This is a genomic window from Neobacillus sp. K501 (assembly GCF_053749995.1).
The window spans coordinates 21,611-35,785 of sequence record NZ_JBSLYA010000004.1 but is presented as its reverse complement, the minus strand read 5'-3'; the positions used below and the strand labels follow the sequence as shown (position 1 = coordinate 35,785).

The window sequence follows — 14,175 nt, the reverse complement described above, 5'->3', positions numbered from 1 at the left end:
TAAGCAAAATTCTCCAGAATAATCCCTATTAATGGTAAAATTCGTTAAAAGACATTTTTTGAAGAGGTGGAGATCGGATGACGCAGCCTAAAGTATCTGTTGTAATCCCGACGTATAATCGGCTAATGCTCCTTGGGGAATTAATCGAAGCTTTAAGCAGGCAAACCTTTCAGGATTTTGAGGTCATCATTGTCAATGATGCTGGGGAAAGTGTTGACATTCTAAAAGAGGTTTACCCGAATTTGAGCATCATCATCGTTGAAATGGAGGAAAACTCGAAGCATGTTCATGCGCGGAATCAAGCTCTGGAGCGGGCAAGTGGGGAGTTGATCATGCTGATTGATGATGATGATTTGATTGTTCCAACGCATATGGAAACGATGGTAAACGCCATTCAGGGTTATGATTTAGTGTATTCCGATGTGGAAATCGTTCATTTTCAGGTGGAGAATGGGGTGAGAACGCCTGCGAATCGATTTATGTTTGCCTATGAAATGAATTTGGAAGCAATGAAAAAGTTCTCTACCTTTGTTTCATCGGGTTCCTTATACCGGAGGGAGATTCACAATGACTTAGGATTATTCGATCCAGATGTACATAACTACTGGGATTGGGATTTCTTTCTCCGGGTGGCGGAAAAGTACCAGGTTAACCGTGTTCCTACAGCGGGTGTATTATATGATTTTTCTGATGCTAATAACAATCAATCAAAGGATCATTCCTCCGCTTCAAGAAGATTCTATCTTGATGCACTGGCAAAAAAACACAACCTTGGAAAACTACCAACAAAAAACTTTTTCACCCTCTTAGAAGAACCTGAGGTTAAGCAAAGGAGCACCGAAAGTAAACAAATTTGGGATGGAGAGCCTTTCATTTCGAAACTGGTGCCTTTCACCTGATACGAGTTACATGCCAGATTGCCTTGTCAGGAAAATTTTTTAAATAAAGGTAATCCCTTATGGAATATTAAAACTATGATAATGAGAAAGGGGTTTTAAAGAATGGACTTTACTGTGAAATGGAAGGGCAATATGGCTTTTTCAGGGATGGCTCCCTCTGGACATGAAATGATCATGGATGCAGCGGAGGAGTTTGGCGGGGAGAATTCTGGTGCGAGACCAACGGAATTACTATTAAATGCTGTAGCGGGTTGTACAGGAATCGATATTATTTCGATTTTGAAAAAAATGAGGCTAGAGCCCACTTCCTTTCAAATGGATGTACAAGGTGATCGTGCCGAAACCCATCCAAAACGGTTTACCGATATTAACATTCATTACGCCTTAGACGGCGATTTACCTGAAGAGAAGGTAATCCGGGCCATTCAATTGTCAAAAGACAAATACTGCTCTGTTTCCCATTCCTTAAATGCTAATATAAGCGTAAGCTATTCGATTAATGGTGTGAAAGGTGAGAAGCCGATATAAAAAAATAGATCCGGCAAATGGCCGGATCAAGAAAAAATTTCTTAAAAGGGGGTTTGTGAAAAGAAGCATATCGCTTACTTGTTTACTAGCTTACCCTTAAAAAATGAACAAACTATGAATAAACCATGATATTAATATGAAAAAACAGCCTGAATCCGTTTTCAGGCTGTTTTTTCAAGGTAAAGTATTACATTCGACTTTGAGAAGTGTCCAGCTGCAGCGCCTAGAGGCTCTGGGTCATAAGCTTGTCTAGTTTCGGCTCCTTGGGACTCGAGTCGTAAGCCGCCCACTGAATGAAGGCAAAAAAGCGCCTTCTTTCAGTGTTCGTCTTACGCCTCCGTCCCAGGGCAGTCGCCTCCACTTTTCGGTCAATCCGTCAAGAAGGTTAAAAAGCAACCTTCTCGCCGGCTCGTCTTATGCCTGTCGCCTCTGTTCAAGGCGCTTCCGCTTTTCTATGTGGTTAGAAAAACATCTGGGATTCCGGCTTGTTTGACCTCAGTTACACGCTTTTCAGCATTTTCCCTGCTTGAAAATGCCCCTGCTTGAACGCGGTACCAAGTTTCACCAGAAATGGAGGCTGTTACAACAAATGACTCAATGCCTCTTGAACGTAAGAAAGTGACACGCTCGTCCGCATTTTCTCTTGCTTTAAAGGAACCAGAAATAACTTTGTAAAGAGTTCCACCAGGTGGGGGTGGTGGGGGACTAGATTTTCGCGTTAGATTAAATGCTTTAGCAATACCATTGGCATGTCCTTGAGCAACGTTTTGCCGCCAAGAGGCTTGCTTCATCAGCCCGGCATCCTGTGCATTATCAATAAATCCATTTTCTGATAGCAGGGCATCCATAGAGGATTCACGCAACACGTGAAAATTCGCCTTTTTTTGTCCGCGGTCTCGCAGTTGATTGAGTTTGGTTACTTCTGCATGGATAATATCTTGGTATTGTGCTGTTCGTGAAGAATCCGATAAGCCGCTATAAATATAGTCTTCATAGCCAGTTCCGCCGCCTGCATTAATGTGAATGGATAGATAAAAATCGGCTCCCCAAGCATTCGCCTCATCTGTCCGCTGATTCAGGCTTTTCGTCGAATCGCCTGTCCGGCTCATCCTGACCTCAACATTTTCATATTGATCAATTAAAATCGAGCGGATTTTTAGGGCAATATCCAATGTAACATCCTTCTCACTAAGTCCATTACCGGTGGCACCAGGGTCTGTGCCGCCATGTCCAGGATCTAAATAAAGTTTCATTACCTTTCCTCCTTCCATCTATATAATATGTGACAAGCTTCCATAGGGTTCGGGTGCCTGTCACGACTCGATTACGTAACCTGCCATTCTTTCATATAGATTTAAAATCGATTGTCCGTACTGATCTCCTGGAACTGCCCATTTTCCGTTTAAATCGACCCAGGCTGGTGCCGAGCCTCTTTGTACGAGGTGAAAACGCGGGTCGACCAAATTGTACTGATTAGGGAGGGGCGCAGTTGTCGCGTAGGCGTACAAATGCTGGAGGTGGGCGAGCACGCCTTCTTCCGGTGTTGCAAAGCTTGCTCCTCGTTGCTCTCCGCCTGTTGCCCCAATCCCAGAATAGTTGTTTTGCTCGGTGCGGACATCTCCGGTATAACGGAAATAATCCGTTTCGTGAAGGGCTTGGGCAAAGGCGACATCACCTCTTATACCATAATATCCACCAAGGGTTTGATATAAAGCACCCAATTCAGGTGCTTTGGGATTGATACTTTTCGCAAATTGGTTCATTTGTTCTGCTGATATACTGATTGGACCTAAGATTAGGATTTTATCAGAGGTGTCGGGTTGACTGCTGGTTTCGGCAACGAGGAAAGCATCTTGAATTCCTGCATGTTTTACTGTAGCCAAGCGGTTTTCAGCATTCGCACGAGTGGTAAAAGCACCAGCCTGAACACGGTACCACGTTTCACCATTGATTGCAGTGGTAACGACAAATGATTCGATCGACTTGGAGTTCAGAAATGCAGCACACTCGTCGGCGTTTGCTTTGGACCTGAAAGAACCAGCGATTACTTTATAAAGTGTTCCTCCCGATTGTGAGGGTATCAAATTTTCCATCTCATCTCCTCCTCTATCCTTCTATCTATATTATGGGACAAGTTGTATTTTTGCGCGGGCTAGCTTTTCATTATATATATAGAAAAAAGCAGGAAAATTAGACACGGCATGGTTTATAAAAATATAAATGCCCTGGATTACAGTTTATCCATATTAATTTCAAAAGATTATTGACATGATAGAATATTTTTATTATTCTTAATTTATAACAAATGTAAGTACTTGTAACAAATGTTACGGTTTTTATTCTCACTCTATATGCAGTAACATTTGTTATTTTTAAGTAAAATGAAAGCGCTATAATCTTAACGGGAAATGCCGCATGCATCGATTACTTAGAAAAGTAGATTAGGAGGGGGATTATGCAGCTAGCCATTATACTTTGTGCCATTCTCATTATTCAGTATTTATTGTCTTTTATCCAAATTAAGCATTACAAGAAGAACATCGACAAAATTGTGAGCGATTACAAAGGGGAAAATGGTTATTTCATGTTCTCAGGTATGGAGCGAGGTAAGTTCAAACCAGGAGCGATCGCCATTTTGGTAGTCGACCAGGATTACATTATTCATGAGTGTCATATGTTAAAAGGAATGTCCGTACTCACTAAATTTAAACCATTAGAAAACTATAAAGGCAAGCATGTGGGAGAAATTGTGAATGATGTCAACGATACCATTCCGGAAAAAGGGAAAAGCAAACTGCCCGCGAATAGTAAAGCATTGTTAAAAGCAAGTGAAAATGCCTTGTTATCGATAGCTAAGAACAAAATTTCAATGGGAGTATAAAAGGAGGTCAAGCAAATGGAATGGATTAAGTGGTTAGGGGAACATTTTATCGGAATGTTCCAGGCTGGCGGAGAAACGTTTATGGGGTTAGTAACAGGAATCGTTCCAACGCTGGTCGTGTTATTGACATTTACGTATGCAATGATGAAATTTGTCGGTGAGGACAGAGTGACAAGAATTATTCAATTTGCAGCAAAATACACCTTGTTGCGCTATACATTGATGCCGGTTCTTTCCGTCTTAATGTTAACCAATCCTATGGCCTATACATTTGGCCGCTTTTTACCTGAAAAACAAAAACCTGCTTTCTATGATTCAGCGGTTTCTTTCGTTCATCCGGTAACAGGATTATTCCCATATGCGAATGCTGGTGAATTATTTGTTTATTTGGGAATTGCAAATGGCATTCAAGAGTTGGGTCTTCCGGTCGCAGACCTTGCTGTTCGATATTTTATTGTTGGTGTCGTGGTGATCCTAATTCGTGGAATTGTTACTGAAATGATCACAAAATATCTCGCCAAAAAAGAAGGCGCTGATTTAGCATAGAAGGGAGAGGTTCTTGATGGGTTATCGTGGCGTATTTGTATCAAAAGGTTCAGGCGGATGGGGGCAAGGTTTATATATTGAACCGACCACAAAAAAGAATAAAATTGTGTCTATTACTGGAGGGGGAATCCATCCGGTTGCAGCAGCAATAGCAGAGTTAACCGGAGCGGAAGCGGTTGACGGCTTTAAAGGTTCATATCCTGAAGAAGAAATGGCATGTGTTGTTATTGACTGCGGTGGAACAGCCCGGATTGGTGTTTACCCCATGAAACGTATCCTGACAGTGGATGTACTTCCTTCTTCCCCTTCAGGTCCACTTTCGAAATATATAACGGAAGACATTTTTGTATCAGGGGTTACAACGAAAGATGTTGCCATAGCTGAAGGTTATAATCAAGCAGCTGGGGCGCAGGAAGTAACCGACGAACCAAAATTTGACACAAAAGATAAGGAGAAGTTTAAAGAAAGTTATACAGAATTGAAAAAGGAAGTTGTCAGTCAGCAAAAAGATAATATTCTACTTCGTTTTTCAAAAGGAATCGGTAACTTTACAGGCACATTCTATCAAGCAGGCCGGGACACCATCGATATCCTACTGAAAAATATCCTTCCATTTATGGCGTTTGTCAGTATGCTAATGGGGATTATCAACTATACCGGAGTAGGTGATTGGATTGCACAGGCACTAACTCCGCTCGCGGGTTCACTATGGGGACTACTCGTTATCGTTATCGTTTGTACCCTGCCATTCTTATCTCCTGTACTAGGGCCAGGAGCCGTTATTGCACAGGTAATCGGGGTATTAATTGGAACACAAATTGCATTAGGAAATATTCCGCCACAATTTGCTTTACCAGCATTATTTGCCATCAATGGTCAGGTAGGTTGTGACTTTATTCCAGTTGGTTTATCACTCGGAGAAGCGAAACCTGAAACCGTACGGTACGGGGTGCCTGCAGTATTATACAGCCGCTTAATAACTGGTGTCGTATCTGTTGTGATTGCCTATTTTGCAAGCTTTGGAATGTACTAAGAACTAGGTGGAACTATGCTCGCATTTTTGGAGGCATAGTTTTACTGTTTTTTAAGTCAACAAGAATATACAGCCTGCATATGTGAAGAAGGAAGAGGATGACTATGGTTATACAAGATAGAAGAATTCTTGTGAAAGTAGCTCAAATGTATTATGACGAAGGCGCTACCCAATCAGAGATTGCTGAAAAAATTGGAATCAGCCGTTCCCTCGTATCTAAGGTTTTAGCGAAAGCGCGAGAAGAGGGGATTGTTGAAATCATTATCCATGATGAACAAGCTCATCAATTCGGAAGTTTGGAAAGAAAGATTGAGCGGCTATACAACTTACGGGATGTTATTTGTATTGAGAGTGTCGGCCGGGAATCTTCTAAAAAACAATTAGGAGAGGCTACGAGTGTTTACTTGCAGCGAGTAGTTAAAGACGGACAAATTATCGGCTTTTCCTCTGGGACAACTTTAAATGAAGTGGCAAAAGCGATGAATTCCGTTCAATTGTTTCCTTCTGTTACGGTTGTTCCTTTAGTTGGAGGGATGGGGAATGAAAGAGTCGATATCCATTCCAATCATATAGTGGCTAAAGTTGGGGCGGCATTAGGTGCTAAATATGAATTACTTCATGTACCTGTCATGGTGGATACAAAGGAAGCTAAGGATGTGTTAGTCAGACAACCCTCGATTCGCTGTACGCTAAATTTAGCAGAGAAATCCAATATTGCCGTAGTAGGGATCGGTGGAAAACCAGAGGATTCCACCATGGTGAAATCATATATGGGGCCAGATCATCAGCAAATTACAAGTGACAGCGAAATTGTTGGTGACATTTGCTACAACTTTATCAACAGGTTTGGAAAACCAGTAGACACTTCATGGAATGAGCGTGTGATTGCGATTGAATTGAAAAAATTGAAAGAGATTCCGCTTGTCATCGGTGTTGCCTCTGGTTTAGAAAAGGTACAGGCCATCCAAGCTGCACTTGAGGGTGGATTAATCCATGTTCTGATTACGGATGAAGCAACAGGAAATGCACTGGTGGAAGGATAATAAGACTAGCTGCACATTCTACAGGTGCAGCTTTTTTGTTTTCTATACAAAGGAAATACGGTTATGTGGAAGGGAAAAGAAGAGTCTTTGTTAAGAGTAGAAGTAGATCAATGTAGCTAGTAGCAAGATAAATTATAATATTTTATTTTATCTGATATTTTTGAAGATTAAGACTTGACAGTGTTTTAATAAGCGCTTACACTTAAATCACAGGAACAAATGATAATGTAGATTACAAATGTTACGAAAATAAGGTAAGTGTTATCGTTTATAACATTTGTACATGCTTTTTAAATGTAAATCGAGATTTATATTTTTATAGAAACATTGGCGCTATTAAACAATTCCTAGGAGGAATCAAATATGTCAATTTACACTAAGCTTTTACAACGTGAACGTGAAAATGCACCAATTAAAGTCGGTGTCATCGGCGCAGGTCAAATGGGTTTTGGAATGATCGCTCAAATCTCAAAAATCCCTGGAATGATCGTAACTGGCATATGTGATGTGAATGTGGAGGCAGCACAAAGAGCAGCTGATTTTTATATTTCGCAATCAACAAGAAAAGATTCAATGGTCGTAACAAGTGATTATCGTGATGTCATTCAGTCAAACAATGTTGAAGTGGTTGTAGATGCAACGGGAGTTCCTGAAGTAGGAGCAAATGTTTCTCTTGAAGCGTTAAGATCAAAAAAGCACATCGTTCTTCTAAATGTAGAAGTAGATATAACGATCGGTTCCATCATGCATCAAATGTTTACGAATGCAGGACTAGTATACACTGGTTCTGCAGGTGACGAGCCGGCGGCTACTCTAGAATTATATGAATTTGCCAAAACAATGGGCTTAGAAGTATTGGTTGCTGGGAAAGGTAAGAACAATCCATTCAACCCATTATCCAACCCAGATGTAGCAGCAGCAGAAGCGAAGGCCAAACACATGAGTGCACATATGCTTGCAGCCTTCCAAGATGGAACAAAGACAATGGCAGAAATGAACCTTTTAAGTAATGCGATTGGTTATGTACCAGATAAAGTCGGAATGCACGGTGTTTCCGCCACTCTTCAAGACGTTGCGGATAAATTAGATCTTAAGGAAAATGGTGGAGTTTTAGATAACTTTGGCGTTGTTGAATATGTTAATGGTTTAGCTCCAGGAGTTTTCGTTATTGTGAAGAGTGATCTTGAGCCAGTGGATGAAGAGCTCCGCTACTTAAAAGTTGGTAAAGGACCACACTATGTATTCTATCGTCCATACCACCTTGCAAGCTTAGAAACTCCAATCACGATCGCAAAAGCTGTATTAGAACACGATTCATCCATTCATCCGCTAGGTGCACCAATCTCTGAAACGGTAGCTGTTGCAAAACGTGACATCAAAGCAGGTGAAACACTTGACGGTATTGGCGGCTACAGCGTACGCGGTGTCCTTGAAACACACCGGGATATGAAGGTAAACGGGCATATTCCAATTGGTTTAATCAGTGGTAAAGTGGTGGCCAAGAAAGATATCAAAACAGGTCAATTCTTAACACAGGATGATGTGGAATTAGATACAAATACAACCGTTTGGAAGTTAAGAGCATTACAAGATCAGCTTTTTCCAACAAGCACAGAACAGCGTCCACTTGTCACACTTTAAATCTAACAAGCGAACAAAGTCGGGAGGATTAAGATGACGAAATCAGTAGTTAAAGAAATTGGGGTATTAGTACCAACTTTTAAAGATGATAAAATTTTGATTTTATTCGGACCACAGGCACCAAAGGAATTGCGTGAAATGGCGGTTATCCATGAATTTGAAAATCTTGAAGAAGAATCATTAAAGCAAGGTGGAACGATTCAATTTGGTGACGAGAGCTTCACGATTACAGCTTTAGGCAACCTTGCGAATAAGAACTTCAAGGAATTAGGACATATTTCGATTTACTTCCAGGAACCAATGGAGGAAGTTTTGCCAGGTGCAGTTTTCGCCGCACCACACATCTTCCCAACGATTGATGAAGGAACGGTAATTTCAATTAAATAATCATCCTGATAACAGCGCTGACTATAGGGAAAAGGAGGATCTAGTTTTGATAAAAAAACTTGTTCTCTTTTTCCCTTTTTTCTTTTTTTAGTCATCACAATCCCTTTATTATCAACACTTTGTCCAATTGTGAAATAATCAAAATATACAGTTTTTTTCTTGACTAAAATGTAGATAGATTATATGATATTTACAAATGTAACAGTGTAGAACAATTGTAAAAGGAGGAGTAATAATGATGGTTAAAACATTGAAACTTCCAGAGATGATTACAGAAGAGAAGTTAAGAGATTTATATAAAGAGATGTGGCTGATCCGCTATTTTGATGAGAAGGTCGACCAGTTTTTTGCGAAAGGGCTTATTCATGGTACAACACACCTAGCTGTTGGCCAGGAGGCATCCGCTGCTGGTTCCATTGCGGTAATTGGCCGCAAAGATAAAATAGTGAGTACTCATCGTGGTCACGGTCATTGTATTTCAAAAGAAGGGGACGTCAACATGATGATGGCGGAACTTTTCGGCAGAGTAACCGGATATTGCAAAGGAAAAGGCGGTTCCATGCACATTGCCGATGTTGAAAAAGGGAACCTTGGTGCCAATGGAATTGTTGGCGGCGGTCTTCCACTCGCGGTAGGAGCAGCCCTTACTTCAAAAATGAAAAATGAAGGTTATGTAGTACTTTGTTTCTTCGGTGACGGTGCCTCAAATGAAGGAAGCTTCCATGAATCTGTGAATCTAGCAGCCATTTGGGATCTGCCAGTAGTATTTATTTGTGAAAACAACCAGTACGGAATGTCAGGTCCGGTTAAAGAAATGACACGTGTTGAACATATCGCCGACCGTGCAGTTGGCTACGGAATTCCTGGTAAGGTTGTGGACGGTCTGGACATGATCGAAATTATGAATTCGGTTCATGAAGCTGTGAAACATGCGCGAAGCGGCAATGGCCCATCATTAATCGAAATGAAAACATACCGCTGGAAAGGTCACTCTAAGAGCGATGCGAAAAAATATCGTACCCGCGAGGAAGAGAACGAATGGAGAGCGAGGGACGGAATCAAGCGTTTTAAAGAAACATTAATCGAAGCGGGGGTATTAACAGAAGAAACGGCAAAGCAACTGCAGGACGCGGCATCCCAGCAAATTGAGGATGCAGTTAAGTTTGCTGAGAACAGCCCGGAACCATCACTTGATAGCTTACTAGAAGACGTATACGCGTAAAGAAGGGAGAAGAACAGAATGGCGACTAGACAAATAACCTATTTAGAAGCAGTAAGAGAAGCGATGAGCCAGGAAATGCGTGAAAACAATGATGTATTTATTCTTGGTGAAGATATCGGTGTTTATGGGGGAGCATTCGGTGTAACACGGGGGATGATCGAAGAGTTTGGCCCGGAACGAGTCCGCAATACTCCTATTTCAGAAGCAGCGATTGCTGGTGCGGCAATCGGCTCGGCATTAACAGGCATGCGCCCAATCTTAGAACTTCAGTTTTCTGACTTTATTACGATTGCTATGGATCAAATGGTGAACCAGGCAGCAAAAACGCGCTATATGTTCGGCGGTAAAGGAAAAGTGCCAATGGTGCTGCGTACACCTGCGGGTTCGGGTACGGGAGCAGCAGCTCAGCACTCCCAAAGCCTTGAAGCATGGATGGCACATATTCCAGGATTAAAAGTCGTGCAGCCTTCAACTGCTTATGATGTTAAGGGTTTGTTAAAAGCCGCGATCGACGATGATAACCCCGTTATTTTTTACGAACATAAATTATTGTATCGAACATCCGGTGAAGTTCCAGAAGAGCCTTACAAAATTGAATTAGGTAAAGCAGATATCAAACGTGAGGGAACAGATGTAACAATTGTCGCTACAGCGATCATGGTTCATAAAGCACTCGAAGCAGCAGCAGAGCTTGAAAAAGAAGGAATCAGTGTAGAGGTTGTCGATCCACGTACGATTGTTCCACTTGATAAAGAAACGATTATTAACTCTGTTAAAAAGACCGGACGTTTAATCGTGGTTCACGAAGCCGTTCAACGCGGTGGTTTCGGGGGAGAAATCGTCAGCGTGGTGGCTGAAAGTGAAGCATTCGATTATTTAGATGCACCAATCAAGCGTCTTGGCGGTAAAGAGGTTCCAATTCCTTATAACCCAACCTTGGAAAAAGCAGCGATTCCACAAGTTCCAGACATAATTGCAGCAGTAAGAGAAACGGTTAAAAACAAATAAGGAGGAGGGACAATCATGGCAAAAGAAATATTCATGCCGAAGCTAAGCAGTACAATGGCCGTCGGTACCCTCCTTCAATGGTTTAAAGAAGAAGGGGATGCCGTTGAAATAGGCGAACCACTTTTTGAAATTATGACCGACAAAATTAACATTGAAGTAGAAGCTTACGATCAAGGTGTTTTATTGAAAAAATATTTCGATGTCGATGCGGAAGTTCCGGTAAATCAGATTGTTGGTTACATCGGAGAAGTAGGTGAAAACGTACCGGATCATTCACCAGGCATTTCTGGTGAAGAAGCACCTGCGGATGAAAAGGTAGAAGCACCTGTTTCCGAGCAGGAGGCGGCTCCGACAGCTGAAAGTGTTGTCCAAGATGGTGAAAAACCGCGTGCGACTCCGGCAGCACGCCGAATTGCCAGAAAGAATAATCTCGAATTAGTCTTTATCCAAGGCAGCGGACCAAACGGCCGTGTTCATAAAAAGGATGTTGTCGCACACTTAGAAACTGCAGCTTCAGCACCGAAGGCTACCCCGCTTGCGCGTAAAGTTGCATTAGCGGAGCAGGTTGATCTAGGAGCAATTACAGGAAGCGGTGCAAATGGAAAAATCGTTAAAGGTGATGTTGTTTCTACAGCAGCTCCTAAGCCTGCAACCTCCGCTTCATCAGTAGCTTCGCCACCAGTACCACAGCGTAGGAAAATGTCTGGTATGAGGAAAGTTATTGCTGACAGAATGGCGAAAAGTGCTTACACAGCCCCACATGTCACGCTTACATCCGAAGTGGAAATGACGAAGGTGAAAGAACTTCGGGCAGCGCTTCTTCCGGTGATTGAAAAACAAACAGGCTTAAGGGTATCGTTTACCGATATTCTTGTAAAAGCAGTTGGTGCAGCACTTGCTCGTCATCCACAAGTCAATGCTTCCATTGACGGGGACGAAATTGTGCAGCACAGTGAGGTTAATATCGGTCTTGCCGTTTCTGTACAGGACGGTTTGATGGTACCGGTGATTAAAGATGTATTAAGCAAGGGGCTTGCTGAATTGACGAAAGACGCCAAAGACATCGGCAAGCGAGCCCGCGATAATAAACTATTGCCAGAACAGATGAAAGGCTCTACTTTTACCATCAGTAATCTTGGTATGTATGCCGTTGATGCCTTTACCCCAATTATTAACCAGCCTGAGAGCGCGATTCTTGGCGTCGGTCGGATTCAAGATAAGCCTGTAGCCGTGAACGGTGCGCTTGAAATTCGTCCAATGATGACGCTTAGTCTTTCATTTGACCACCGGGCTATGGATGGAGCTCCGGCAGCAGCGTTCTTGACCGAGTTAAAGCAGATTCTCGAAAATCCATTCGAGTTATTGGTATAGGGGTGAATGAAAATGACGAAATCCTACGATATTGTTGTGGTCGGAGGAGGCCCAGGCGGTTATGTAGCAGCGCTTCATGCTGCTGAACTTGGTAAAAAAACAGCACTAATTGAAGCAGATTTTCTTGGGGGAACATGCTTAAACCGCGGCTGTATCCCGTCCAAGACTTATTTAAAGCATTCAGAAGTTATTGAGCAAATTGAAAAGGCAAAGGACTGGGGAATTGAAACCGGCAGCCTGAGCTTTTCTTTCAGTAAAATGAAAAATCGAAAAGATGAAGTCATTCAACGTCTTCGCGGCGGTATTGGCTTTTTACTAAAGCAGGGAAAAATCGATGTATATAATGGTTACGGCTCAGTGTTACCAGGCGGCGTGGTAAAAGTAAAAACCGTAGATGGAGAAGAAACCGTACAGGCAGCGAAGGTAATTGTTGCAACAGGATCAACACCAGCTGTTCCGCCAATTACAGGTTTAGATACAGTCCAATTTGACACAAGCGATACCATTTTTGATATTCCTGAAATTCCAAAATCAGTCGTGATTATCGGCGGCGGCGTAATTGGCGTTGAATTTGCCACGATCTTTGCTTCGTTAAAAGCTCAGGTATCAATTGTTGAGGCAGCGGACAGAATCATTCCAACTGAAGATGCTGAAGCATCCAAGTTCTTAACCAAAATGTTGAAGAAAAAAGGCATCAAGATTTATACAGGGGCGAAGGTTCAACGCGTTCAGGAAGCTGTAGGTGTAAAAAACGTCATTTGTGAGGATGCGAGGGGGAAAGAATTATCACTGCAGGCGGATACTCTGCTTGTCAGCACCGGTCGCCGTCCCAATCTATCTGCTGTCGCGGAGCTTAATGTAGAACAGAACGGACCATTCATCCAAGTAAATGAAAAGATGGAGACAAGCGTACCGAATGTGTATGCCGTTGGTGATGTCATCGGCGGCTGGCAGCTGGCTCACGCGGCAAGTGCAGAAGGCGTTGTTGCAGCAACAAATGCCGCCGGCGGTGTGGATAAAATCGATTATAAAGTGATGCCGCGCTGTATTTATACATTACCAGAGATTGCTTCTGTCGGTTTGTCAGAAGAGGAAGCACAGAAGCAAGGAATTGAAATTCGTGTGGAGAAGTTTGTTTTTGCGGGCAGTGGTAAAGCATTAAGTGCTGGGCAGCCAGAGGGCTTTACCAAAATCATCTATGAAGCAAAATACGGAGAAATCATCGGTGTTGTCATGGCTGGAGCTCATGTAACCGAAATGATTTCTGAAGCATCCGCCTTTATGTATCTAGAAGGAACAATTGAAGAAGCCGCTAAAATGATTCACCCGCACCCAACGATTTCAGAAACCTTCTTCGAAGCGGCAGTAAATGCAGTGTATAAAATGAAATCAAGCAGTGAGAATAATAGTTTAGTAGGATAATAATTTGATCCAGTATATTCGTTTTAGCAGGAAAACTGTGTAATTTAATATGAAGGATCTTTTTGTTACAAACTTAAACCAAAAATAAATTTACTATTCTAAATATTTATGAAAATTGTATTGATTTTTTAGGTATGATGGTATATTCTTAGGTTACAAATGTAACAGACCGAAACAAATGTAAACATTATGTA

At 42.0% G+C, this 14,175-nt stretch carries 14 protein-coding genes; 12 read left to right on the top strand and 2 right to left on the bottom strand.

All coding sequences use genetic code 11. The features are described 5' to 3' along the window. Window positions 1–77 precede the first annotated feature (77 nt). Both ACWM35_RS10930 and ACWM35_RS10925 read left to right on the top strand, forming a co-directional pair. Window positions 78–899, top strand: a complete 822-nt coding sequence (locus tag ACWM35_RS10930) for a glycosyltransferase family 2 protein (RefSeq protein WP_454818247.1) — start codon at window positions 78–80, stop codon at window positions 897–899. A 102-nt stretch (window positions 900–1,001) separates the two neighbouring features. Further along, entirely contained in the window at window positions 1,002–1,427 is a 426-nt protein-coding gene (locus ACWM35_RS10925) for an OsmC family protein (RefSeq protein WP_454818245.1), read from the top strand. A gap of 452 nt (window positions 1,428–1,879) precedes the next feature. Here ACWM35_RS10925 and ACWM35_RS10920 read toward each other — a convergent pair whose 3' ends face one another. Then, window positions 1,880–2,680: an N-acetylmuramoyl-L-alanine amidase gene (locus tag ACWM35_RS10920; protein WP_454818243.1), complete on the bottom strand. Its 801-nt coding sequence runs from the start codon at window positions 2,678–2,680 to the stop codon at window positions 1,880–1,882. Window positions 2,681–2,740: 60 nt separating this feature from the next. Beyond that, window positions 2,741–3,520 carry an SPOR domain-containing protein gene (locus ACWM35_RS10915; protein ID WP_454818241.1) on the bottom strand — a complete coding sequence of 260 codons (780 nt, stop codon included), beginning with the start codon at window positions 3,518–3,520 and terminating at the stop codon, window positions 2,741–2,743. A 362-nt stretch (window positions 3,521–3,882) separates the two neighbouring features. Here ACWM35_RS10915 and ACWM35_RS10910 point away from each other — a divergent pair, with 362 nt between their 5' ends. The 10 genes from ACWM35_RS10910 (at window position 3,883) to lpdA (ending at window position 13,981) form a co-directional block, all read left to right on the top strand. After that, on the top strand, window positions 3,883–4,308 hold the full coding sequence (locus tag ACWM35_RS10910; RefSeq protein WP_454818239.1) for a transcriptional regulator GutM: 426 nt from the start codon (window positions 3,883–3,885) through the stop codon (window positions 4,306–4,308). 15 nt (window positions 4,309–4,323) lie between these two features. Then, a complete protein-coding gene (gene srlA, locus ACWM35_RS10905; protein ID WP_454818237.1) occupies window positions 4,324–4,854 on the top strand; it encodes a PTS glucitol/sorbitol transporter subunit IIC in 531 nt (176 codons plus the stop codon). A gap of 16 nt (window positions 4,855–4,870) precedes the next feature. Next, window positions 4,871–5,887, top strand: coding sequence for a PTS glucitol/sorbitol transporter subunit IIB (gene srlE / locus ACWM35_RS10900; protein ID WP_454818234.1), 1,017 nt, complete (start codon window positions 4,871–4,873; stop codon window positions 5,885–5,887). A 104-nt stretch (window positions 5,888–5,991) separates the two neighbouring features. Further along, the gene (locus ACWM35_RS10895; RefSeq protein WP_454818232.1) at window positions 5,992–6,930 is read left to right on the top strand and encodes a sugar-binding transcriptional regulator; all 939 of its coding nucleotides are present in this window, start codon (window positions 5,992–5,994) and stop codon (window positions 6,928–6,930) included. Window positions 6,931–7,293: 363 nt separating this feature from the next. Continuing rightward, entirely contained in the window at window positions 7,294–8,571 is a 1,278-nt protein-coding gene (locus tag ACWM35_RS10890; protein WP_454818230.1) for an NAD(P)H-dependent oxidoreductase, read from the top strand. A 33-nt stretch (window positions 8,572–8,604) separates the two neighbouring features. Beyond that, the gene (locus tag ACWM35_RS10885; protein WP_454818228.1) at window positions 8,605–8,958 is read left to right on the top strand and encodes a PTS glucitol/sorbitol transporter subunit IIA; all 354 of its coding nucleotides are present in this window, start codon (window positions 8,605–8,607) and stop codon (window positions 8,956–8,958) included. A 238-nt stretch (window positions 8,959–9,196) separates the two neighbouring features. Beyond that, window positions 9,197–10,180 (top strand): thiamine pyrophosphate-dependent dehydrogenase E1 component subunit alpha, encoded by a 984-nt coding sequence (locus ACWM35_RS10880; RefSeq protein ID WP_454818931.1) that lies wholly within the window; start codon window positions 9,197–9,199, stop codon window positions 10,178–10,180. A gap of 18 nt (window positions 10,181–10,198) precedes the next feature. Beyond that, window positions 10,199–11,188: an alpha-ketoacid dehydrogenase subunit beta gene (locus ACWM35_RS10875; RefSeq protein WP_454818227.1), complete on the top strand. Its 990-nt coding sequence runs from the start codon at window positions 10,199–10,201 to the stop codon at window positions 11,186–11,188. A 15-nt stretch (window positions 11,189–11,203) separates the two neighbouring features. Then, window positions 11,204–12,559: a 2-oxo acid dehydrogenase subunit E2 gene (locus ACWM35_RS10870; RefSeq protein WP_454818225.1), complete on the top strand. Its 1,356-nt coding sequence runs from the start codon at window positions 11,204–11,206 to the stop codon at window positions 12,557–12,559. 12 nt (window positions 12,560–12,571) lie between these two features. After that, a complete protein-coding gene (lpdA, locus tag ACWM35_RS10865; protein ID WP_454818223.1) occupies window positions 12,572–13,981 on the top strand; it encodes a dihydrolipoyl dehydrogenase in 1,410 nt (469 codons plus the stop codon). The last annotated feature ends 194 nt before the right edge of the window (window positions 13,982–14,175 follow it).